This window comes from Allobosea sp. AK1, from assembly GCF_006714945.1.
Taxonomy (GTDB): Bacteria; Pseudomonadota; Alphaproteobacteria; order Rhizobiales; family Beijerinckiaceae; genus Allobosea; species Allobosea robiniae.
Genome location: NZ_VFMG01000001.1, coordinates 2,729,673 through 2,753,104 on the forward strand (window position 1 = coordinate 2,729,673; position 23,432 = coordinate 2,753,104).

The following is a 23,432-nucleotide window of genomic DNA, read 5'->3' on the forward strand; positions in this document are numbered from 1 at the left end:
TCCCGATTTGGTGTCGATGAGCGGACCTTCAATCCGGCAATCGGCTCATCGGGCGGGTTATCATCCCGAGCCTCCGGCTCGGCAGATTAACCGAAAGACGTCCTGATCGTGCCCCAAAGCGCTTTCGCGCGCTCTGCGATCGCGCCCGAAAGTTCCCGTCCCAATCGCGAGCGGCTTTGCCAGGCGGGGAAAACGAAGCCGTAGCGCAGTTCGATGGCTGGGCGGAACGGCCGGAAGATCAAGCCTGGCGTTCCGCTCGAATGCGCGACGAAGGGGTCCGCGACGCAACAGCCGAGGCCGCGCGCCGCGAGTTGGCATGCGATCATGCCGCTCTGCGTCTCGAAGCGCGAATCAGGCGCAACTCCTGTCTCGTCCGCCTGGCGCTCGATCTCCTTCTGGATCAGCGAGCGGCGGTGGGTGGCAATGAAGCTGGTGCTGGCGAGGTCCGCGACCGTCACCGCCTCCAGCCGCGCTAGCGGATGGCTGTCCGCCATGGCTGCCACGGCCTCGATGCGCAAGAATTCCTCAGTCTCGAAACCGGCATGGCTGATCGGGAGAACGGTGATGCCGAGATCGAAATGCTCCTGGCCCAGCCAGTTGTCGATGTCGATGCGAACCCGCGAATCGACGCTGGCCGTGAAGCGTGGGTCGCTCCGGGACAGCGTGGCCACCGCATCGATGACGATCGCTTCGGCCACATGCGGCGCGGCGAGCACGCGGATGTGGTGGCGTCCGCCGCGGCGCAGTTGGGAGGCAAAGCGCTCGAGTCCGTCATGGCCCTGCAGCAGCCGCTCGACATGCTGGTAGAACTCGCGGCCTTCGGCGGTCAGCGTCAGGCGTTTGTTGTGCCGATCGAAGAGCTGGAAACCGAGCTCGGCCTCGAGCGCGCTGAGCAGCCGCCCGATCTGCGGCTGGGTACGTCCGAGCCGGACCGCAGCCTGCGATACCGTTCCGGCCTCGACGAAGGCGCGCAGCGCCTCCAAACCTCGCAACCCCAGCATTCGACGCCGCTCTTATGTGAAAAAGGCACTATTGATTCGTTATTACGCATTTGACGCATATGTCGAGTGTTGCGACGCTCGTGTTTCAAACTGGAATGGTATGAAACGGGCGATTGTGATGGGGACCGAGAATCCAGCCTGGCGGGTGACTCCGTGGGCCTATCTGAAGGAGCGGAAGCGCCCCTACGGCGTCTCGAAGAAGCCTTTCTCGCACTATGTGGCGATGCCTGACGGCTGCAGGCTCGCCGTTGATGTCTACCTGCCGCAGACTGCGGAAGGCGCTGCGGCCAAGGGGCCGTTTCCGACGATCACCATCTTTACCCCCTATTACCGCCGCTTCGCGCTGTCGGACGTCACGAAGGGCGACGAGGTCACGCCCGGTTCCTTTCGCTATCGCGACAATTTCGTACCCGCCGGCTATGCGCTGGTGGTGATCGATGTGCGCGGCACGGGGGCGAGCTTCGGCACGCGCGACAGCTTCCGTTCGCCGCGCGAGCGCGAGGACTGCCGCGCCATCGCGGACTGGATCGTGGCGCAGCCCTGGTCGAACGGGGCGATCGGCGCCACCGGCGTGTCCTATCTCGGCGCGGCGTCCGACTTCCTCGCAAGCACCGGCCACAAGGCGGTCAAGGCGATCGCGCCGCTGTTTGCGGTCTGGGACACGTATTCCGACCATTACTATCCGGGCGGCATCCTGCTGAAGGAGCTGGCGCGGGTCTATGACGACCTGATGATCGCGATGGACCACGACCGGCGCGACCTGTTGAAGAACATCGCCTACTACGCCAACCCGAACTATGCCGGCCCGCAGCCGGTGGACGAGGATGCGGACGGGGCGCTCTGCCGGCAGGCGATCACCGAGCATATCGGCAATTTCCACATGCCGGATTTCATCACCGAGTTCAAATTCAAGGGCGACACGCTGCCCTACGACCCGGAATTCACCTCCGCTAAGTTCAGCCCCTACGGCTTCTATGATGGGATCGATCCAGAGGTGGCGGTCTATTCGGTTTCGGGCTGGATGGACGGCGCGGGCTACGCCAACGGCTCGATCAGCCGCTTCCTGACGCTGCCGAACCCGAAGCGTCATCTGCTGCTCGGCCCCTGGGACCATGGCGCGCGCATCGACTGCTCGCCCTGGCGGCCGAAGGTGGAGCCCGATTTCCCGATCGTCGGTGAGGTGCTGCGCTTCTTCGACGAGTACCTGATGGGGCTCGACACCGGGCTCCGCGACGAGGCGCCGATCCACTACTACACCATGCATGAGGAAGCCTGGCAGGAGGCGGCCGCTTGGCCGCCGATCGAAGCCAGCGAAACGCTGCATTTCGACGACGGTGCGCGCCTCTCGCCGCAGGCCGGCGCCGCGGGCGCGGACGGGTATCAAGTCGATTTCAGCAAGGGCACCGGCGGCCAGACCCGCTACGAGCGCATCGCCGCGATCGACAGCCGCGACTACTATATCGACTGGCAGGGCCGCGACGAGGCGATGCTGCGCTACGATTCCGCGCCGCTGGAGCGGGACTGGCAGGTTTCGGGACATGTGATCGCCGATCTGCTTGTTTCGTCGAGCGAGCCCGACGCCGCGATTTTCGTGTATCTTTCGGAGGTCGAGGCCGACGCCACCGTGCGCTACGTCACCGAGGGGCTGCTGCGGGCGTTGCATCGCAAGGAGAGCGAGTGCCCGCCGGAGCATCGCACGACCTGGCCGTTCCGCAGCTTCACCCGGGCCGACGCCGCGCCGATGCCGGTCGGCGAGCCGCAGCGCCTGCATTTCGCGCTGCTGCCGACGTCGTGGACCTTCAAGGCAGGCAGCCGCATCCGCATCGCGATCGCGGGCGCCGATGCCGATCATTGCGGGCAGGTGCCGCATGGCCGGCCGCCGAAGCTGACGCTGCATCGCGGCGGCACAACGAATTCGACGATCAGATTGCCGGTGAGGCCCGCAGTCTGAGAAGGTCGCAAAAGATCACGCTCGGTCATGAGGAGATGGGCGGGCGTGGAGACTGATCCTGAAACGGGACGGAGGGGAACGATGATGACGACTCGGAGCATGGCGGCGGCGTTGACCGTCGCGGCGGCACTCGGCCTGGGGGCCGGCGCGGCCCAGGCCGGCAAGGCGGACGACACGCTGGTCTTCGCCTCGGCCAGCGAGGTCGACACGGTCGATCTCTACTACCAGAACCTGCGCGAGGTCGTGATCATCGCGCAGCAGATGTGCGACACGCTGATGTATCGCGACCCGATCAAGGGCGAATACAAGCCGCTGCTCTCGACCGGCTATCGCTGGATCGACGACAAGACTCTCGAGTTCAAGCTCCGCAAGGGGCTGAAATTCTCGAACGGCAAGGAACTGACGGCGGCCGACGTCGCCTACACCTACAACCATGCCCGCCAGCCCGACAGCGGCGTCGTCACGCGCCTGCTGGTCGACTGGATCGAGAATGTCGAGGCGCCGAGCGCCGATACGGTGATCTTCAAGGCCAAGGCGCCGACGCCGGCCGCGATCGAATACTTCTCCGGCATCACGCCGATCTATCCCGAAGGGCATTACGACAAGGCGCCGACGGTCAACACCGGCGGCAAGGCGCGGCGCGACTGGGGCGCCGTCCAGCCGGTCTGCGTCGGCCCCTATAACCTCAAGGAGTTCAAATCCGGCTCCTCGGTGACGCTGGTCAAGAACGACGCCTATTTCGCCGACAGCCCGAAGGGCAAGCCGTCGATCGGCACGCTGATCTACAAGACCATCCCCGACACCGACACGCAGCTCGCCGAGCTGGTGACCGGCGGGCTCGACTGGATCTGGGGCGTGCCGTCCGAGAACGCCAAGCAGCTGGCCGCGATGCCGAGCGTCACGGTCAAGGCCGCGCCGACGACGCGCATGTCGTTCCTTTCGCTCGACGCGGCGGGGCGTTCCGGCGACAACCCGATGAAGGATGTGCGCGTCCGCCGGGCGATGTTCCACGCCATCGACCGGGCGGCGATCTCGCGCGAGCTCGTCGGCGAGGGCTCCGAGGTGCTGCGCTTCATGTGCGACGCCCGCCAGTTCGGCTGCGACACCAAGACCGAGGAATATGCCTACGATCCGGCCAAGGCCAAGGCGCTGCTGAAGGAGGCCGGGCATCCCGACGGCTTCACCATCCCGATCTACGCCTATCGCGACCGACCCTACACCGAGGCGGTGATGAACTATCTGCGTGCCGTCGGCATCAAGACCGATCTGCGCTACCTGCAGTGGCGGGCGCTGCGCCCGATCCTGCAGGAGGGCAAGGCCGAGGTGGCGCATCTGAGCTGGGGCTCGCAGGGCGTGCTCGATGCCTCGGCCTCGGTGAGCAATTATTTCAAGTTCAGCATCGACGATTATGCCCGCGACGAGCAGGTGCGCGACTGGCTGCAGGCGGCGGACACCAGCGTCGACCCGGAGAAGCGCAAGGAGCTTTACGGCAAGGCGCTCGCCCGCATCAACGAGCAGGCCTATATGGTGCCACTGTTCAGCTACGGCCGGACCTATGCCTTCAACGCCGAACTCGACCTGCCGGTGACGCCGGACGAGCTCGCCCACTTCTATCTGGCACGCTGGAAGAAGTGAGCATGGAGGCGGCCGCCGCAGTCTGATCGAACATCATGTTACGCTTTCTCGCGCGGCGACTGCTCGTCACCCTGCTGGTGATCGCCTGCACCTCGGTGCTCGCCTTCTCGCTCGTCCATCTCTCCGGCGACCCCGCCGCGGCGATGGCGGGCGAGGGAGCTTCGCCCGCGGATGTGGAATCGATCCGCCGGCTCTATGGCTTCGACCAGCCGATCCACACGCAGTACTTCGCCTGGCTCGGCAAGATCCTGTCGGGTGAGTTCGGCCGGTCCTTCTATCTGCGCCAGCCGGTGGTGAGCGTGCTGGCCGAGCATGCGCCGGTCACGGCAAAGCTCGGCCTGTCGGCGCTCGCCTTCGCGCTCCTGCTCTCGATCCCGCTCGGCATCCTCGCCGGGCTCTATCGTGATACGGTGATCGACCGCTTCGCGCTCGGGCTCGCGGTCGCCGGGCAGGCGCTGCCATCCTTCCTGTTCGCGCTCCTGCTGGTCTACATCTTCGGCGTGCAGCTGCGCTGGCTGCCGATCTCCGGCTCGGCGACCTGGCTGCATTTCGTGCTGCCTTCGGTGACGCTTGGCTATTACGCGGCGCCTGCGCTGATGCGGCTGACGCGTTCGGGCATAATCGACGTGATGCAGTCCGATCATGTCCGCACCGCGCGGGCCTATGGTCTGCCAGCCTGGCGCGTCGTGCTTCTGCATGCGCTGCGCAGCGCCATCATCCCGGTCGTCTCGCTCGCGGCCGTGCAGCTCGGCTTCATGCTCGGCGGCTCGATCGTTGTCGAGACGGTGTTCTCGCTGAAGGGGCTGGGCCTGCTCGCTTGGCAGTCGATCCAGCGCTCCGACATCGAGGTGATCCAGTCCATCCTGCTGGTGATCGCGCTGATCTATGCGCTGCTGACGCTGCTGGCCGACCTCCTGAATGCCCTGATCGACCCGAGGATCCGCATCTCATGACGGCGGCGACACTCACTGCGATGAGTCCCCGCCGGCTCGCTTTGCACCGCATGCTGCGGCATGGCAGCTTCTGGTTCGGCGGCGGCGCGATCCTGCTGATCCTGTTGGTCGCGCTCGTCGGGCCGCTGTTCACGCTCGACCCCGTGGCGCAGAATCTCGGCGCCCGCCTCATCCCGCCGGTCTGGGACGTGCGCGGCAGCTGGACGCATCCGCTGGGCACCGACCAGCTCGGGCGCGATCTGCTGGCGCGGCTGGTGGACGGCGCCCGCGTCTCAATGTTCATCGGCGTCCAGACCGTACTGGTCTCGGGCCTGATCGGCACGGCGATGGGCATGGCGGCCGGCTATTTCGGCGGGCGAGTCGACCTCGTCATCAACTTCCTGATCACGATCCGGCTGACCCTTCCGGTGGTGCTGGTCGCACTCGTGGTGGTCGCGGTCGTCGGGTCCTCGCTGACGGTGCTCGTCGTGGTGATCGGGCTGTTGCTCTGGGACCGGTTCGCGGTGGTCACCCGCAGCGCGACGCAACGGCTGGCGCATAGCGACTTCGTCATTGCGGCGCGCGCCATCGGCTCCTCGACGCCGCGCATACTGCTGGTCGAGATCCTGCCCAACATCGTCGGGCCGCTGATCGTGGTCGCGACCGTCGAGGTCGCCCATGCCGTACTGCTGGAGGCCGCGCTCTCCTTCCTCGGCCTCGGCGTCAAGCCGCCGCTCGCGTCCTGGGGGCTGATGGTGGCGGAATCGAAAAACCAGCTGCTGTTCCGGCCCTGGCTAATCGCGATCCCCGGTGTCGCGCTGGTGACGCTGGTGCTGGCGATCAACCTGCTCGGCGATGCGCTGCGCGATGTCGTCGCGCCGGAGGGCCGGGCATGAGCGCCCCGACGAACAGCGCCTTGATCGAGCTCGAGGATCTGAAGATCACGATCCCGACCGCGCAGGGCCGCATCCTGCAGCCGGTGCGCGGCATCGCGCTCTCCGTCGCGCGTGGCGAGACGCTGGCGATCGTTGGTGAGTCCGGCTGCGGCAAGAGCCTCACCGCTCTCTCGCTGATGGGGCTCGTGCCGAGGCCCGGCCGCGTCGACGCCTCCAGGTTGAGCTTTTCGGGACAGTCGCTGATCGACCTGCGCGAGGCGGAGTGGCGCAAGCTGCGCGGCCCGCGCATCGCGATGATCTTCCAGGATCCGATGACCTCGCTCGATCCCTGCTACACCATCGGCAGCCAGATGACCGAGGTGATGCGCACGCATCTGGGCATCGGCCGGGCCGAGGCGCGCGAGCGGGCGGTGTCTCTGCTGGCACGGGTCGGCATCCCGTCGCCGGCGGCGCGGCTGGAGCAGTATCCGCACCAGCTTTCCGGTGGCCTGCGCCAGCGCGTGATGATCGCCATGGCCTTGTCCTGCGACCCGGACCTGATCATCGCCGACGAACCGACGACGGCGCTTGACGTCACCACCCAGGCGCAGATCCTCGGCCTGCTGGCGCAGCTGCAGGACGAGACCGGCGTCGGCATCATTCTGATCACGCACGATCTCGGCGTGGTGGCGACGATGGCCCACCGTGTCGCGGTGATGTATGCCGGGCAGGTGGTCGAAACCGGCGATACCGCAGCCGTCCTGACCGCGCCGGCGCATCCCTATACCGAAGGCCTGCTGCAGGCGATCCCGACGCCGGGGCGCACCGCGCGGGGCGCGCTGCTGGGCTCGATCCCCGGGATCGTGCCGCCGCCGACCGGCACAGTGGAAGCCTGCCTGTTCATGGAGCGCTGCCCCTATGCGCGGCCCGTCTGCGCCGCGCCGGTGCCGCTCGTGCCGCTCGACGGGGAGCGTGCGCTGCGCTGCGTCCGCCCCATTGCGGAGCGGGCGGGCGAACCGGGTTTCGAAGAGCAGGGCGAGGTGGTGTCGTGAGCGCGCAGGCCGCACTGAGCATCGTCGGCGCGACGCGCGACTACGCCGTCTCCTTCCATGGCCAGCGGCGGATCCTGCGGGCGCTGCGCGGCATCGATCTTGAGGTCGGGCAGGGCGAGGTTGTCGCGATCGTCGGCGAATCCGGCTGCGGTAAGACCACGCTGTCGCGGCTGATGCTCGGCATCGAGCCGCCGACCAGCGGCACCGTCGCGGTCGCCGGAAAGCCGATCGCGTCCTATCATCGCATCGAGCGTGCCGGGCTGATCCAGCCCGTCTTCCAGGACCCGTATTCCTCGCTCAATCCGCGCCAGACGCTCGGCAGCATCATCGCGGCGCCGCTCGCCGTGCGCGGCGACGGGAATGCCCGCAGCCGCCAGGCCGCGGTGGCCGAGATGATGCAGGCCGTCGGCCTGCCGCCGCATCTGCTCAACGCCTATCCGAGCCAGATCTCGGGCGGGCAGCGCCAGCGCGTCGCCATCGCGCGCGCGCTGATCGCGCAGCCGCGCATCCTGATCTGCGACGAGCCGACCTCGGCGCTCGACGTCTCCGTGCAGTCGCAGATCATCAACCTGATCGGCGCGCTGCAGAAGAAGCTCGGGCTGACCGTGCTGCTGATCAGCCACAACCTCGCCGTTGTCTACCACATGGCCGAGCGGGTAGCGGTGATGTATCTCGGCACCGTGGTCGAGACCGGGCCGACCGAGGAGCTGTTCGCGCGACCGCGCCATCCCTATACGCGCTCACTGCTCGACGCCGTGCTGCCGCCGACCCCTGGACGGCGCCCATCCTGGTCAGAGGTTATCGCCGAGCCGCCGAACCCGGTCGAGCCACCGCCGGGCTGCCCGTTCAACCCACGCTGCCCGCGGGCGAGCGACATCTGCCGCTCGCAAATGCCGGAGCAGACCGCCGCCGCCGGGGGGATGTTCCGCTGCCATCATCCGCTCGAAGCGGCAGCGTGACGCCCCGACGCCCGTCGATCTTTTCGCGCCGGTAGCGAAGTCTGCTCGACCAGCGCAGCGCACCGTCCGATCACCACAAAGGCTGGTCCGAGCTTACCCAAAAAACCCTGTCAGCCAACGGCCCGGCGACCTCGCCTCCCAGTACACCAAATGGCTAAAGACTGAGCCCGTAATCGCGGTTTCACAGTCGTCGCGACGATCAGATGTCGACCGTCGCGTTCAGCGCGTTGCTCTGGATGAACTCTCGCCGCGGCTCGACGACATCGCCCATCAGCTTGACGAAGAGATCGTCGGCCTCGTCGTTCTGGTCGTTCTTGACGCGCAGCAGCGAGCGCACGTCGCGGTCGAGCGTCGTCTCCCAGAGCTGGTCGGGGTTCATCTCGCCCAGACCCTTGTAGCGCTGCAGCGAAACGCCCTTCTTGCCGATGCTGGAGACCGCGTCGAACAGGTCGCTCGGGCCGTTGACGGTGAAGGTGTCGCCCTTGCGGCTGAGCACGCCGGGCTTTGCATAGGCCTCCTGCAAGGAGGTCGCCGCAGCGTCGAGCTTGCGGGCCTCCGTGCTGGCGAGCAGCCCGGCATCGATCGTCGCGGCCTGTTTCACGCCACGGATCATCCGCGAGAAGACGAAGCCGCCTTCGCTGACCTTCCCTTCCCAGCCACGCTCCAGCTCGTCCGAGATCGCATCGAGCCGGCGTGCGACATAAGCCGCCGCCTCGTTGGCCTTGGCCTCGTCGTCCTCGCTGATCGGATGCAGCACGCCGGCGATCGCCATCTGCTCGACGACGCGGCGGTCATAGCGCGAATGCAGTTGCGCCAGCGCGTTGCGCACGTTGCGGGCTTCCTCGATCAGCACGCGCAGGTCGGCACCGCCCCGTTCGACGCCCTCGCTGGTGCGGAAGGTCGCGCCGTCCAGCGTCGAGTCGACCAGGTATTCCTCCAGCGCCCGCTCGTCCTTGAGATAGACATGGCTCTTGCCGCGCGCCGCCTTGTAGAGCGGCGGCTGGGCGATGAAGAGATGGCCTGCATCGATCAATTCCGGCATCTGCCGGTAGAAGAACGTCAGCAGCAAGGTGCGGATATGGGCGCCGTCGACGTCGGCGTCGGTCATGATGATGATCTTGTGGTAGCGCAGCTTCGCCAGGTTGAAGCCGCCCTGCTCGGCGTCCGCCCGGCCGATGCCGGCGCCCAGCGCCGTGATCAGCGTGCCGACCTGGTCCGACGAGAGCATCTTGTCGAAGCGCGCCCGCTCGACGTTGAGGATCTTGCCGCGTAGCGGCAGCACGGCCTGGTATTCGCGGGCGCGGCCCTGCTTGGCGGAGCCACCAGCCGAGTCGCCCTCGACGATGAAGAGTTCGGACTTGGCGGGATCGCGCTCCTGGCAATCCGCGAGCTTGCCGGGCAGCGACGCGATATCGAGCGCGCCCTTGCGGCGGGTGAGGTCGCGGGCCTTGCGGGCGGCCTCACGGGCGGCCGCGGCTTCCGCCACCTTGCCGACGATGGTCTTGGCCTCGCCCGGATGCTCCTCGAGCCACTCCGACAGCGCCTGGTTGACGACGTTCTCGACGACCGGGCGAACCTCCGACGAGACCAGCTTGTCCTTGGTCTGCGACGAGAATTTCGGGTCGGGCACCTTGACCGAGACGATCGCGGTCAGGCCTTCGCGGCAATCGTCGCCGGTGAGCGAGACCTTCTCCTTCTTGGAGATGCCCGAGCTTTCGGCATAGCCGGTGATCTGGCGCGTCAGCGCGGCGCGGAAGCCGGCAAGATGGGTGCCGCCGTCGCGCTGCGGGATGTTGTTGGTGAAGCAGAGCACGTTCTCGTGGTAGCTGTCGTTCCACCACAGCGCGACATCGACGGTGATGCCGTCCTTCTCCGAGGTCAGCATGATCGGCTTCTCGATCACCGACGACTTGGCGCGGTCGAGATAGCGCACGAAGGCCTCGACGCCGCCATCGTACATCAGCTCCTCGCGCACCACCTCGGCATGGCGCGCATCGGTCAGGACGATGCGCACGCCCGAGTTCAGGAAGGCGAGCTCGCGCAGGCGGTGCTCCAGCGTCTTGTAGTCGAACTCCACCATGGTGAAGGTCTCCTGCGAGGGCAGGAAGGTCACCTCGGTGCCGCGCTTGTCGCCCTGCGGGCCGACGACGGCGAGCGGCGCGACCGCGTCGCCATGGCGGAATTCCATGTAGTGCTCGTTGCCGCCGCGCCAGATGCGCAGCTTCAGCGAGACCGAGAGCGCGTTGACGACGGAGACGCCGACGCCGTGCAGGCCGCCAGAGACCTTGTAGGAGTTCTGGTCGAACTTACCGCCGGCATGGAGCTGGGTCATGATGACCTCGGCCGCCGAGATGCCTTCCTCGCTGTGGATATCGGTGGGGATGCCGCGGCCATTGTCGGTCACGGTGACCGAACCCTCGGCGTTCAGCGTCACCGTGACGAGGTCGGCATGGCCGGCGAGCGCCTCGTCGATCGCGTTGTCGACGACTTCGTAGACCATGTGATGCAGGCCCGAGCCGTCATCGGTGTCGCCGATATACATGCCGGGCCGCTTGCGCACCGCGTCCAGGCCCTTGAGAACCTTGATGGAATCGGCGCCGTAGTCGTCGGGCTGGGCGCTGAGGGCGGCATCGGTCATGAAGTGGTTCCTGAGCGGGCGAGCGAGCGCCCGCGATGATCCTGATTCGAAACGACAATATAGGGGCAGACGATGGCTTTTTCACGCGCCTACGCGTGCGTGCGCGAGTCGCCCTCGTTAGCCACTGCCGTCATTGCGAGCGAAGCGAAGCAATCCAGGGGCGGCCGAGCGCTACATCCCCCTGGATTGCTTCGTCGCTTTCGCTACTCGCATTGACGGCTGAGGCTCCCTACCCCCGGAACTCCGAGATCGCCTCGACGAAGGCCTCACCATACTGCGCGAGCTTGCGTTCGCCGACGCCTTCGATCGTCCGCATCTCGTCGAGCCCGAGCGGCCGTTCCCGCGCCATGGCGATCAGGGTCCGGTCGGTGAAGATGATATAGGCCGCGACGCCCTCCTCGCGGGCGATCTGGAGCCTGAGCTTGCGCAGATGCTCGAACAGGCCGGCCGTGCCCTCGTCGAGCCCGTCGGCGCGGGCCGCATCGCGCTCGGAGCGGCGGGAACGCTTCTCCGTGAAGGGATCGGCCCGGAGCGCGATGCTCTCGCGGCCGAACAGGATGTCCTCGCCTTTCGCTGTCAGGCAGAACCCGCCATGCTCCATGCTGGCTTCGGCCAGCGCGCCGGCCGCGAAGAGCTTGCGCGTCAGCCCCATCCAGGCGGATTTGGGCTTGTCGGCGCCGACGCCGAAGGTCTTGAGGCCGTCATGGTTCTGGCGACGGATGACCTCGGTCGTTGTGCCCGTCAGGATGTCGGCGAGATGGCCGGCGCCGAAGCGCTGGCCGGAACGGATCACGGCTGAAAGCAGTTTTCGCGCATCGAGCGTCACGTCGGCCAGCGCCGGCGCCTCCGCGCTGCAGAGATCGCAGCGGAACGGAGCGTTGCCATGCCGGCAGGGCGGCGTCTCCTCGCCGAAATAGGCGAGCAGCGCACTGCGCCGGCACAAGGCGTTCTCGCAGAGATCGATCATCGCGTTGAGGCGCTTGTGCTCAATGCGCCGGCGCTCGTCGTCGATCTGTTTCTCGTCGATCTGGCGGCGCCGGAGCGACATGTCGTCGACGCCGTAGAGCGTCAGCGTATCCGCCGGCAGGCCGTCACGCCCGGCGCGGCCGATCTCCTGGTAATAGCCCTCGATCGAGCCGGGCATATCGGCATGGACGACGAAGCGGACGTCCGGCTTGTTGATGCCCATGCCGAAGGCGATGGTGGCGCAGACGACGACGCCGTCCTCCTGCAGGAAGACGTCCTGGTTGCGGTTGCGCGTCTCCTGTTCGAGCCCGGCATGATAGGGCAGGGCGTTCCAGCCCTTTTCGCTCAAGGCGGTTGCAAGGCGCTCGGTCTTGCTGCGCGAGGAACAGTAGACGATGCCGGAGCCGTTGCGGTGACGGCGCAGGAAATCGTCGATCTGCCGGCGCGGCTGTTCCTTCGGCGCGAAGGCGAGCTTCAGGTTCGGCCGGTCGAAGGAATGCACCACCATATGCGGCGGCTGCGGGAAGAGTTGGCTCGCGATATCGGCCTGGGTCTGTCGGTCGGCGGTCGCGGTCAGCGCCGTCACCGGCACGCCGCCGAGCGCCTCGCGCGTCTTGGCGAGCAGGCGATACTCGGGCCGAAAATCATGGCCCCATTGCGAGACGCAATGGGCCTCGTCGATGGCGAGCCGGTTCACGCCGAGGCGCTTCAGTCGGGAAACCAGTCCATCGCCGGCCAGCCGCTCGGGCGAGACGAAGAGCAGCCTGAGATCGCCGGAATTCAGCCGATCCCAGGCCTGTGCCGCCTCTTCCTCCGTATTCATCGAGTTGAGCGAGGCGGCCGATACGCCGGCCCGGACGAGCTGGCCGACCTGATCGCGCATCAGCGCGATGAGCGGCGAGACGACCAGCGTCAGCCCGCCCGCGACCAGTGCCGGAAGCTGGTAGCACATCGATTTGCCGGAGCCGGTCGGCATCACCGCGAAGACGTCCTCGCCGGCAAGGGCGGCTGCGATCACCTCCCACTGGCCGGGGCGGAAATCGTCATAGCCCCAGACCGACTTGAGGATCGCGCGGGCGTCTGATTCGCGGGATGGCGACATGAAGAAGGGATGTGCCGCAGCCGGAGGCGCTTGGCCAGCCTTTCGCCGGATATCCTGTGCCTAGACCCGTATGGCGAGCAGATGGACCACGGCGGTCACTGCGAAAACCGCCGTGATCAGCTTCGACGGCCAGGGCTTCAGATCGAACCAGATGAATTGCAGAGCGAGCCGCAGGCCCCAGAAGGCCGCCCCCACCAGCGGCAGCACGGGATGCACGCCTCCTTGCCCGGATTGCCAGATCAAGGTCGCACCATAGGCGAGGAAGACGAAGATCAGCATCGCGTTGAGCGTCTGCGTGATCGCCGTGTTCAGGCTGCCGGAAGGCGCAAGGCGCTCCGGCCAGCCGAACAGCCGCCGGAACGCGGCGTGGAACAGCGCGAAGCCGAGATCGATGAGGCCCGCCGCCAGAGCCAAGTCCGGTCAGCTCCGGGTCGCGATCGCGGCAGCCGCGCCCGCCATCACACCGCCGGTCGTCCGGTTGATCCAGCGCATCGCGCGCGGGCTGGCGACGAGGCGCCGTGCCCGGTCGGCCGCATAGGCATAGGCCATCAACGTGCCCGTGATGATCGGGGCGATCAGCGCGGCGACCTCGACGAAGGCGAGCGTGCTCATCGCGTTGAGATCGATGACCAGCGGCAGGATCGACAGGAAGAAGACCATGACCTTGGGATTGCCGAGCGTCAGCGCGATGCCGCCGAGGAAGAGGCGCACGCCCTCGCCGCGCGCAGCGGCGGAGGGGTCCAGGCCTTCCAGGCGAGATAGAGCAGATAGGCGCAGCCGGCATATTTGATCGCGACGAAGACGCCATGGAAGCTCTGCATCAGCACGCTCAAGCCCAGCGCGGTCAGCGTGAACCAGACAAGATCGCCCGCGACGATGCCGGCGAGGAAGGGCAAGGAGCGCCGGAAGCCCGAGGACAGGGAGCGCGCGACCAAGGCCGCGATGGCCGGTCCGGGCGAGGCGACGGCGAGGAAATACACGCCAGCGAACAGGGCAAGGCTGGAGATGTCCATGGTCCAAGTCTCCGAGGATGGCGGAGACTAGCAGGACCAGCGGCCGGCGTCCCATCGCAAGCCGTGGCCTGACCGATCAATCGAGCGGATCGATCCGTCCCGGCGTGACCGAAAAGCGCTGCGCCCCGGCCGGCAGGTCGCCGAACAGGGCGGCGTCAGCACCGGTCATCCAGACTTGGCAGCCCAAATCCGTCAGCCCCTCGTAGAGCGCAGCCCGCCGGCGCGGGTCGAGATGGGCGGCGATCTCGTCGAGCAGAACGAGCGGCGCGATGCCGCTCATCGCCGCGACCAGCCTGGCATGGGCGAGCACGAGCCCGATCAGCAGAGCCTTCTGTTCGCCGGTCGAGCCCTGGCCTGCGGGTATGTCCTTCGGTCCGTGCCGGACTTCGAGATCGGAGGCTTGGGGCCCCGTAAGCGTGCGCCCGGCCGCCTTGTCGCGATGGCGGCTCTGGCGCAGCAGGTCGCGATAGGCGTCCTCGGCATCGACGGCCGGCAGGCGGGCGACCAGCGCATCGATCTCGCCGGAGAGCGCGATATCGGCGAAGGGGAAAGGCGAGGCCTCGTCGCGCGTCTCGGCGATGATGGCGGAGAGCCGGGCCACCGTCTCGGCTCGCGCGGCCGCGACCGCGACGCCGAGCTCCGCGACCTCGCGCTCGACCGCGTCGAGCCACTGGCCCTGGCCGGGGCTTTCCTCGAGGATGCGATTGCGTGAGCGCAGCGCCCGCTCCAGCGCGTTCGAGCGGGTGGCGTGGCTCGGATCGATCGCCAGCACGAGCCGGTCGAGGAAGCGGCGCCTATCGCCGGCGGCACCTCGGAACAGCCCGTCAAGATCGGGCGTCAGCCAGACCACGCGAAGGTAGTCGCTGAAGGCGAGCGCCGAGCCGACATTGGCCCCGTCGATCCGGGCGAGACGCGGCCTACGCCCCTCCGCATCGAGTGCGCCCAGCCCGATGCCGAGCCGGCCCGCGTCGTCAGCCAGGGTGACGGAGGCGGCGAAGGAGCCGTTGCCGCCTTGCCGTGCCATCGCCGTGATCTCGGCGCGGCGCAGGCCCCGCCCCGGCGTGAACAGCGAGAGCGCTTCGAGGATATTGGTCTTGCCGGCTCCGTTCTCGCCTGCGAGCGCAACGATTTGGCCCTCGACCGGGAGATCGAGGGCCTCGTAGGAACGGAAATCCTGCAGGATCAGGCGCGCGACGGCGGCCATGAGCCAGCTGCTAGACGCGCATCGGCATCAGCACATAGAGCGCGGAGGCCCCTTCGCGGTCCTGGATCACCGTCGGCGAACCGGGATCGGCGAGCTTGAGCAGGGCGGTGTCGCCGTCAAGCTGGGCGGCGATGTCCATCAGGTAGCGGGCGTTGAAGCCGATATCGAGCGGGCTCGCTTCGTAATCGACCTCGATCTCCTCGGTCGCCGAGCCGGAATCCGGGTTGGTGACGGAAAGCGTCATGCGTCCCTCGGCCATCGAGAGCTTCACGGCGCGGCCGCGTTCGGAGGAGATCGTCGAGACGCGGTCGACGGAAGCGGCGAAATCGCCCCTGTCGACGGTGAGGCGCTTGTCGTTGCCGCTGGGGATGACGCGCTGATAGTCGGGGAAGGTGCCGTCGATCAGCTTCGAGGTCAGCACGACATCGGCGGTTGCGACGCGGATCTTCGAGCCGGACAGCTCGACCGCGACCTCGCTCTCGCCGTCTTCCAGCAGCTTCTGGATCTCGGCCACGGCCTTGCGCGGCACGATCACGCCGGGCATGCCGACCGAGCCCTGCGGCGCGGCGGTGTCGACGCGGGCGAGACGGTGACCGTCGGTCGCGACCGCACGCAGGACGGGACGGCCGTCGACATCGATGGTGTGGAGATAGATGCCGTTGAGGTAGTAGCGCGTCTCCTCGGTCGAGATCGCGAACTGGGTCTTGTCGATCAGGCGCTTCAGCTCGCCGGCCGGCAGCACGAAGCGATGCGCCATGTCGCCGGCGGTGATATCCGGGAAATCGCTTTCCGGCAGGGTCTGGAGCTGGAAGCGCGAGCGTCCCGAGCGCAGCACGAGGCCGCTATCGCCGGTGGTCTCCAGCGAGACCTGGGCGCCATCGGGCAGCTTGCGGACGATGTCGTAGAGGGTATGCGCCGGAACGGTGGTGGCGCCGGGCTCGGGCGCGTCCGCCGCGATCGTCTCCACCACCTCGATATCGAGATCGGTCGCCTTCAGCCGCAGGCCGCTCTCGGAGGCCGAGAGCAGCAGGTTCGACAGGATCGGGATCGTGTTGCGGCGCTCGACCACGCGATGGACGTGACTGAGCGACTTGAGCAGCGTGGAACGTTCGACCGTGACCTTCATGATTGTCTAGTCTTCTGGCGCTGGTCGCCCGCGCGCGAACGCGCGAGCCGAATGAATGGCCAGCGACATTGCAGGACACCGGGCGGGGGCGCAAGGCCTGCCCGCCCGGGCAACCACAACCATTTCACGGGCGTGGCGAACGCTTTCCAGGCTTACTCCTGCAGCATGCGCTTCAGCAGATCGACCTCGTCATGCAGCGAGCGATCCTCGCTGATCGCCTTCTCGATCTTCCGCACGGCGTGCAGCACCGTCGTGTGGTCGCGCCCGCCGAAGCGGCGGCCGATTTCGGGCAGGGAGCGGGGTGTCAGCGCCTTCGACAGATACATCGCGATCTGGCGCGGCTTCACCACGGCCGCCGTGCGGCGCTCCGAGAGGATGTCGGCGCGGCTGACATTGTAGCGCGTCGCGACGAGCTTCTGGATGTCCTCGATCTTGACCCGGCGCGGCTCGCGGGTGCGGACGAGATCGCGGATCGCCGCTTCCGCCGTTTCCAGCGTCACGAGCTGGCCGGACAGCGTGGCATGGGCGAGCAGGCGGTTGGCGGCGCCGTCGAGGTCGCGGCCATTGGTCGCGACGACGCGTGAGACATAGGCGACGACGTCCGGGCTGACCCGGAAGTTCGGGTGGGTCGCCTGCAGCGCCTCCAGCCGGCTGGACAGGATCGTGGCGCGCAGGGTCTCGTCGAGTTCTCCGACTTCGACCACCAGGCCGCCGCCGAGCCGCGAGCGGATGCGCTCGTCGAGCGCTTCGAGCTCTCCGGCGAGGCGGTCGCCGGCGACGACGATCTGCTTGCCGGCATCGAGCAGGGCGTTGATCGTGTGGCCGAACTCCTGCTGGATCGACTTGCCTTGGATGAACTGCACGTCGTCGACGATGAGCAGGTCGATGCCGCGCAGCTTCTCCTTGAAGGCGAGCGCCGTCTGCGACTTCAGCGCCGCGACGAAGCCGTACATGAAGCGATCGGCGGTGAAATACGCGACGCGCTTGCCCTGGCGGCGCGCATCCTGCGCGATCGCCTGCAGGAGATGCGTCTTGCCGAGGCCGACGCCGGCATGAAGGTAGAGCGGGTTATAGGGGCTCTGGCCTGCGGGCGCAGCCGCAATGCGCTCGGCCGCGGCGAAGGCGAGCTGGTTCGACTTGCCGACGACGAAGCTCTGGAAGCTCATGCGCCGGTCGAGCCCGGTGCCGCAGGCATCGACGAGGTCGCTTTCGCCGGCCTGGGACAGGCTGACAGTGGCAGGGCGGCCGGCCTCGGCCGGCGTGGGGCTCGCTACCGTTGCCGGGCGGCTGCGCAGGGCTTCGATCTGCGGCTGGGCGGCCGGGTCGCGCGAGACGGTGCGGACCGAGAGCAGCACGCCATTCGGGGCCGGCAGCTCGGCGATGCAGTTCACCCGCAGGCGCTCGGTATAATGCGCCTCGAGCCAGCTCTTCAGGAAGCGGGTGGGGACGGTGAGATAGGCCACGCCCTCGACGATCCCCGCGATCTCCAGCCGGCCAAACCAGCTCGAGAAGACATCCTCGCCGAGTTCCGCCCGCAGGCGCCGGCGCACACGCTCCCATGCGTCCTGAATCGATGCCTCCTCCACCCGGATGACGGCGGTCTCTTCCGCAGCGATCGTCACCACCACCGGCGTCGTCTCGACCATGTCCCCGAAATCCTGCCGCTCGAACATCAATGGCCCCGTTCTTTGAAAATGTGCGCAGCTGGGGTTCGGCGGTCGCTTCCTGGCCACCGTCCCGGCGCTGCTGTCTGGTCAAAATGGTTCCGGTCCCGGCGGGCGCATGACGCCGCGGCAGGCTCCGGTCCCGCTTGTGTTGATTACGCTTGGAAGGCTCGCCGAGAGACGACGCCACCCTTCATCTCGATCAAGAAAGACAAAGGGTCACATCCTCCAACCTCCATGGTCGCGAGCCAAAACGCTGATCATCTCTGGAAATCCCGTGGCGGTCATTGCTGTCCGCCCGGCGATGAGGGGACCTTACAAGGCGCCCTCGACGGGCTGCAACACCCCTTTCAGCCGGCTTCCGAGACTCGCCGCGCGGCGGCTGTTCGTGACCATGGGGCAGACCGCCGCAATTGGTTGGGGAACTTAAGATTTTCTTCACGGTCCCCCTTTCGGAGTCGGCCGAATCTTTTTTTGCGCGCCCCCGGAAAGCCTGCCACAGAGTCGCCGTGATTCCGTCTTCCAAAATCCTTTGCCTGCTAAGGTGATGAAAAATCACATCTTTTTATGAGCGGCCAAGCCGGGCTCGGAGCTCGGCTTCGCGCCCTGAATGGCGCCCGAGAGTCAAGTCGGCAAAGCCGTGGAAAGCTTGGGAAAATAGCTTGAAGGCAGCTTTGTTTTGTTCCTCGGAAGGTTGTGGCGGGGCTGCCACAGAGACCTTGAAGCCAACGAAAAAGCCCGGCCTTGCGGCCGGGCTTTTTGATCGTCGAAACGCTAAAGACGTTTGGCTCAGGAAGCCAGGGCGCCGATGCGATGAGCGAGGCGCGAGACCTTGCGCGAGGCGGTGTTCTTGTGAACCACGCCCTTCTGCGCGGCGCGCATGATTTCCGGCTGGGCGGCCTTCAGGGCCTCGGCAGCGCTGGCCTTGTCGCCGGAGGCGATCGCCTCCTCGACCTTGCGCAGGAAGGTGCGCATCCGCGAGCGGCGCGCCTTGTTGACCTCGGTGCGGCGAGCGATCTTGCGCGTAGCCTTCTTGGCCGACGTCGTATTGGCCATCGAAACGTCCTCGTCTCTTCATCGCGACCGGTCGCCTGGCGTCATTGCCGGCGGGGCTGGCCGCATCCTTGCTGGAAAAACGTGCGCGGCGGCCGAGCTTGCGCGGGCCGCCGCGAGTGGTGGGGCTATAGTCGCTTGCCGGCGCTACGTCAACGCCGGAATCGTCGCAAGCCTGCCGATCTCAGGCGGACGGCGCGATGAAGGCCGCGAAACTCGCCAGATCGACATTGCCGCCGGAGAGGATGATGCCGACCCGCTTGCCGGCGACCGGCACGGCGCCGGTGAAGGCGGCCGCCGCCGCGAGGCAGCCGGTCGGCTCGACCACGAGCTTCATCCGCTCGGCGAAGAAGCGCATCGCGTCGACGAGCGCTGCGTCGCTGACGGTGACGATATCCTCGACCTCGCGCTGGATGATCGGGAAGGTCAGGTCGCCGAGGAAGGCGGTCTGTGCCCCGTCGGCGATGGTCTTGGGCACGCCGATCGCGACGATCTCGCCCTTGCGCAGCGATTGCTGGCCGTCATTGCCGGCTTCCGGCTCGACGCCGAAGACACGGCAGCCCGGGTTCAGCGCCTTCGCGGTCAGCGCCGCGCCGGCGAGCAGGCCGCCGCCGCCGAGCGGCACGAGCAGGATGTCGAGCGGGCCGGCATCCTCGATCAGCTCCTTGGTCGCGGTGCCCTGGCCGGCGATGACATGCGGATGGTCGTAAGGCGGGATGATCGTCAGCCCGCGCTCGGCGGAGAGCTTGTTGCCGATCTCGAGCCGGTTCTCCTTATAGCGGTCATAGCGCACGATCTGCCCGCCATAGCCCTCGGTCGCCGCGACCTTCGCGGCCGGTGCATCGTTCGGCATGATGATCGTGGTCGGCACGCCCAGAAGCTGGCCGGCATAGGCGATGGCCTGGGCATGGTTGCCGGAGGAATAGGTGACGACGCCGGCCTTCTTCTGCTCGGCCGAGAGCGAGGCGATCGCGTTGTAGCCGCCGCGGAACTTGAAGGCGCCCATGCGCTGCAGGTTCTCGGGCTTGAAGACGAGGCTGGCTTGCGTCCGCCGGTTGGCGGTGGCCGAGCTCATCGCCGGCGTGTGATGGGCGATGCCCTTGAGCCGCCCTGCCGCGGCCTCGACATCGGCATAGGTCGGGAGGGACGGTCTGGCTTGGGCGTTCATCGCGGGAATTCCTGCTGGCGAAAGACGGGAGCTATCTGCCAGCAGGAGCGTCGTTTCATCAAGGCGGCGGGACTCGACGCGGCCATGCGGCAGGTGAGGACCGGCCGCTCAGGCGTTCTTGAAGTCGGGCTTCCGCTTCTCGGCGAAGGCGGACATGCCCTCCTTCTGGTCGGCCGTCGCGAAAAGCGAGGAGAAGACGCGGCGCTCGAAGCGCAGGCCTTCCTGCAGTGTCACCTCGAAGGCGCGCTCGACCGATTCCTTCGCCATCAGCACGGAAGGCAGCGACTTCGCCGCAATCGCCTCGGCCGCCTTCAGCGTCTCGGTCATGAGGTCGGCGAGCGGCACGACGCGGGCGACGAGGCCGGAGCGCTCGGCTTCCTCGGCGCCCATCATACGGCCCGTCAGGCACAGGTCCATCGCCTTGGCCTTGCCGACCGCCTTGGTCAGGCGCTGCGTGCCGCCGGCGCCAGGGATGACGCCGAGATTGATCTCGGGCTGGCCGAACTTGGCGTTGTCCGCGGCGATGATGAAGTCGCACATCATGGCGAGCTCGCAGCCGCCGCCGAGCGCGAAGCCCGCGACCGCGGCGACGATCGGCTTGCGGCGCCGGCCGATCCGGTCCCAGTCCTCGAACTTGTCGTCGAGATAGGTGCCGGGGAAGGTCCGGCTCTGCATCTCCTTGATGTCGGCGCCGGCGGCAAAAGCCTTCTCCGAGCCGGTGAGGACGACGCAGCCGATGCCGGCATCCTTCTCGAACCCGTCGAGCGCCTGGTTGATCTCGCCGATGAGCTGGCCGTTCAGCGCGTTCAGCGCCTGGGGGCGGTTGAGCGTGATCAGCCCGACCTTGCCCTTCGTCTCGACGAGAATGGTCTCATAAGCCATGGCGGCCTCCCGGATGCTCCTGTGCCGCCAGCTTTAGCGGGCGGCGGGAGAGCGGTCCATGCGCGTCGCACGCATCCGCGCATTCGCGCTGCCTCCCCGCCGCCGCCTGTCGTCATGGTCGGGCTTGTCCAGGCCATCTCGTGATCGTTTGCCCTTTGTCAGGCATTCACATGGCGAAGCGCCGCGAGACCCTTCATCCGTCCCGACTACGCCGAGAACCCTTCTCCCGCAGGGGGAGAAGGGTTCTCGGGATGAGGTGGAACGAGGATAAAGGTGGTATGAAGGGCGGGAATTAGTTTCCGGCCAATGTCGGCTGACGGCCCATTCCCGACATGTCCTAACGCGCTTACAATTCGCAGTTCGTATACGAACGCCTGATAGGCTGCCGCGTATTGCTTGCTAAGGGGTTGTTTTATGGCGACAGAAGCCAGTCTCGGGCACTCAAGCCCATCCTGGTTCACCGCTCCAGGCGAGACCGACATGTTGGCGTGGGTGGCTTTGGCACTCATCTGCCTCGCGCTGTACGGGATCGTGACACTCTATGCTGCGTTCGACCGTTGGGCCGAACACAGCTCGAAGGGCACCCCGCTTGCAAAGACAATCCCGACATTGTTGGCAATCGCCCTGCTCTACGAAGTCTTTCCGCTCGAGCATTTCCACGTTTTCCTTCCGCTGAGCGCAATCCTTATCGCCTTGATGGCGGACTGGTCGCGCTTCCACGTTCCGCGAATTCACGAAGGTGAAGGCGCGGGCGAAGGGCACGCCGTCGTCTCGCCGGTGGCCGTCGGAGCGGGATCTCCGGAGGTTGCGGTCGTTGCCGGCCCTGCCCCGGCCGAAGGGGGGCAGAAATGATCGAGCTCCTTCTGACCTCCTTTCCGGCGATCTTCCGCTACTACCAGTTGAAGCGTCGTGGCGAAGCCATGACCGTTTGGAACATGCGCACGGCGGTGTTCCTGTGGGCCTTCCTCGCATTCTTACTGTTCGTCACGATCTTCTATTTCCATCCGAAGTCCTATTCCGGTCTCCTGCCTTACCGCACCGTATCGATCGTCGCGCAGACGAGCGGCCCGGTCACGGAGGTCGCCGTCAGGAACATGCAGAGGGTCTCTGTCGGCGATCTGCTTTTCCGGATCGAGAACAACACCCAGAAGGCGGCGCTGAAGCAGGCGGAGGCCGAATTCGACAAGATCACGGCCGCCGCGGCCAAAGCCTCTGACACTCTGAAGGTCGCGGAGGCGAGCGTGGCCGTGTCGAGCGCTTCGCTGGACAAGCTGAAAGGCGACCTCGAAAACGCGCAGGCTCTGGTCGCCAGGAACTCCGGCACAAGGGAAGCCGTGCGCCTGGCGGAGTCTTCCTTCGCGATCGGCGAGGCCAATCTGGCGTCGGCGCAGGCACAACAAAGCCTGGCCCAGGCCGAGATTTCCCAAACCATCCCGGCGCAGCGAAAAGCTGCCGAGGCCGCTCTGGAAAGCGCCAAGGTTGCGTTGGGGATGACCGAGGTGCGCTCGTTCACCGATGGCGTCGTGACCCAATTGGCCATGAGCACGGGAAGCCCCGCGTCCACGCTGATATTGAGCCCCGCGATGGTGATCATTCCCGACCGCCCGAACGATCTTCCGCTGAGAATCACGGCGGGCTTTCCCCAGGTCGCGCGTTCAGCCCTCTACGAAGGGATGCCAGCGGAAATTTCCTGCGACACCAATATCGGCCTGAGCTTCAGCAACACGGTCCTCCCTGCACGGGTCCGCCACATTCAGCCGGCGATAGCGACCGGCCAGATCGTGCCGGGAGGGCAACTGATCGATCTCAGCCAGCGAGTCACGCGCGGATCGCTTCTGGTCTATCTGGAGCTTGAGCATAAGGACCAAGAGAAGATCATGGTCGACGGTACCGGCTGTATCGTTCAGACCTACACCAACGATCTCGGCGGATTCACGGGGCACCTGATCGCGGCCACGGGCGTGGTCAAGGCTGTCGGCTTGCGCCTGAAGGTGTGGGGCGCACTGATCGCCGGAATCGGTCTTGCCGGAGGCAGCCATTAGCCAACGCCGCGTCGACGCGAGCTTTGGCTGGTGCATTGCCGGGCGGACGCCAATGGCGGCTGCCGACCCGTTGCAGGCATCGTAGCAGAGGCTACTCTGTGTGAGGCGACGTTTTGATCCGAGGCCGTTGTGGATTGGCAAACTTGGCACGGCAAATACGACACTCCCC

General features: G+C 66.7%; 20 protein-coding genes. 8 read left to right on the forward strand and 12 right to left on the reverse strand.

All coding sequences use genetic code 11. From position 1 onward, the window contains the following. Window positions 1–86: 86 nt before the first annotated feature. Entirely contained in the window at window positions 87–1,001 is a 915-nt protein-coding gene (locus FHT98_RS13515; protein WP_061970772.1) for a LysR family transcriptional regulator, read from the reverse strand. A gap of 100 nt (window positions 1,002–1,101) precedes the next feature. Between FHT98_RS13515 and FHT98_RS13520 the strand changes: the two genes are divergently transcribed. The 6 genes from FHT98_RS13520 to FHT98_RS13545 all read left to right on the forward strand — a co-directional run bounded on the left by FHT98_RS13520 (window position 1,102) and on the right by FHT98_RS13545 (window position 8,405). Beyond that, window positions 1,102–2,952, forward strand: a complete 1,851-nt coding sequence (locus tag FHT98_RS13520) for a CocE/NonD family hydrolase (protein WP_248309216.1) — start codon at window positions 1,102–1,104, stop codon at window positions 2,950–2,952. Between the two features lie 81 nt (window positions 2,953–3,033). Continuing rightward, entirely contained in the window at window positions 3,034–4,587 is a 1,554-nt protein-coding gene (locus FHT98_RS13525; RefSeq protein ID WP_210244370.1) for an ABC transporter substrate-binding protein, read from the forward strand. 35 nt (window positions 4,588–4,622) lie between these two features. Then, entirely contained in the window at window positions 4,623–5,540 is a 918-nt protein-coding gene (locus FHT98_RS13530) for an ABC transporter permease (protein WP_061970766.1), read from the forward strand. Continuing rightward, complete coding sequence (locus FHT98_RS13535; RefSeq protein ID WP_142114356.1) at window positions 5,537–6,415, forward strand: ABC transporter permease; 879 nt, start codon at window positions 5,537–5,539, stop codon at window positions 6,413–6,415. Before FHT98_RS13530 ends, FHT98_RS13535 begins: the two co-directional genes overlap by 4 nt. Continuing rightward, window positions 6,412–7,446 (forward strand): ABC transporter ATP-binding protein, encoded by a 1,035-nt coding sequence (locus FHT98_RS13540; RefSeq protein ID WP_142114357.1) that lies wholly within the window; start codon window positions 6,412–6,414, stop codon window positions 7,444–7,446. The genes FHT98_RS13535 and FHT98_RS13540 overlap by 4 nt, the downstream gene beginning before the upstream one ends. Further along, on the forward strand, window positions 7,443–8,405 hold the full coding sequence (locus FHT98_RS13545; protein ID WP_142114358.1) for an oligopeptide/dipeptide ABC transporter ATP-binding protein: 963 nt from the start codon (window positions 7,443–7,445) through the stop codon (window positions 8,403–8,405). Before FHT98_RS13540 ends, FHT98_RS13545 begins: the two co-directional genes overlap by 4 nt. 199 nt (window positions 8,406–8,604) lie before the next feature. Here FHT98_RS13545 and gyrB read toward each other — a convergent pair whose 3' ends face one another. The 11 genes from gyrB to FHT98_RS13595 form a co-directional block, all read right to left on the reverse strand. Then, window positions 8,605–11,043 carry a DNA topoisomerase (ATP-hydrolyzing) subunit B gene (gyrB, locus tag FHT98_RS13550; protein WP_113586146.1) on the reverse strand — a complete coding sequence of 813 codons (2,439 nt, stop codon included), beginning with the start codon at window positions 11,041–11,043 and terminating at the stop codon, window positions 8,605–8,607. Window positions 11,044–11,272: 229 nt separating this feature from the next. Continuing rightward, complete coding sequence (recQ, locus tag FHT98_RS13555) at window positions 11,273–13,111, reverse strand: DNA helicase RecQ (protein ID WP_142114359.1); 1,839 nt, start codon at window positions 13,109–13,111, stop codon at window positions 11,273–11,275. Between the two features lie 60 nt (window positions 13,112–13,171). Continuing rightward, on the reverse strand, window positions 13,172–13,525 hold the full coding sequence (locus tag FHT98_RS13560) for a hypothetical protein (RefSeq protein ID WP_142114360.1): 354 nt from the start codon (window positions 13,523–13,525) through the stop codon (window positions 13,172–13,174). A 6-nt stretch (window positions 13,526–13,531) separates the two neighbouring features. Continuing rightward, on the reverse strand, window positions 13,532–13,822 hold the full coding sequence (locus tag FHT98_RS26735) for a LysE family transporter (protein WP_349236267.1): 291 nt from the start codon (window positions 13,820–13,822) through the stop codon (window positions 13,532–13,534). Beyond that, entirely contained in the window at window positions 13,792–14,124 is a 333-nt protein-coding gene (locus FHT98_RS26740) for a LysE family translocator (protein ID WP_349236268.1), read from the reverse strand. The genes FHT98_RS26735 and FHT98_RS26740 overlap by 31 nt, the downstream gene beginning before the upstream one ends. Before the next feature lie 76 nt (window positions 14,125–14,200). Next, on the reverse strand, window positions 14,201–15,328 hold the full coding sequence (recF, locus tag FHT98_RS13570; RefSeq protein ID WP_142114361.1) for a DNA replication/repair protein RecF: 1,128 nt from the start codon (window positions 15,326–15,328) through the stop codon (window positions 14,201–14,203). A 10-nt stretch (window positions 15,329–15,338) separates the two neighbouring features. After that, entirely contained in the window at window positions 15,339–16,454 is a 1,116-nt protein-coding gene (dnaN, locus tag FHT98_RS13575; RefSeq protein WP_061970752.1) for a DNA polymerase III subunit beta, read from the reverse strand. Window positions 16,455–16,606: 152 nt separating this feature from the next. After that, a complete protein-coding gene (gene dnaA / locus FHT98_RS13580; protein ID WP_244512008.1) occupies window positions 16,607–18,127 on the reverse strand; it encodes a chromosomal replication initiator protein DnaA in 1,521 nt (506 codons plus the stop codon). A gap of 780 nt (window positions 18,128–18,907) precedes the next feature. Next, window positions 18,908–19,174 (reverse strand): 30S ribosomal protein S20, encoded by a 267-nt coding sequence (rpsT, locus tag FHT98_RS13585; protein ID WP_061970750.1) that lies wholly within the window; start codon window positions 19,172–19,174, stop codon window positions 18,908–18,910. A gap of 181 nt (window positions 19,175–19,355) precedes the next feature. Beyond that, entirely contained in the window at window positions 19,356–20,339 is a 984-nt protein-coding gene (locus FHT98_RS13590) for a threo-3-hydroxy-L-aspartate ammonia-lyase (protein WP_142114362.1), read from the reverse strand. A gap of 108 nt (window positions 20,340–20,447) precedes the next feature. Beyond that, window positions 20,448–21,221, reverse strand: a complete 774-nt coding sequence (locus tag FHT98_RS13595; RefSeq protein WP_091857312.1) for an enoyl-CoA hydratase — start codon at window positions 21,219–21,221, stop codon at window positions 20,448–20,450. Window positions 21,222–21,635: 414 nt separating this feature from the next. On the opposite strand from FHT98_RS13595, the gene FHT98_RS13600 reads away from it, so the two are divergent. Together FHT98_RS13600 and FHT98_RS13605 are read left to right on the forward strand one after the other, a co-directional pair. Then, the gene (locus FHT98_RS13600) at window positions 21,636–22,073 is read left to right on the forward strand and encodes a hypothetical protein (protein ID WP_185745155.1); all 438 of its coding nucleotides are present in this window, start codon (window positions 21,636–21,638) and stop codon (window positions 22,071–22,073) included. Further along, a complete protein-coding gene (locus FHT98_RS13605; RefSeq protein WP_142114363.1) occupies window positions 22,070–23,263 on the forward strand; it encodes an HlyD family secretion protein in 1,194 nt (397 codons plus the stop codon). The genes FHT98_RS13600 and FHT98_RS13605 overlap by 4 nt, the downstream gene beginning before the upstream one ends. Window positions 23,264–23,432 lie beyond the last annotated feature (169 nt).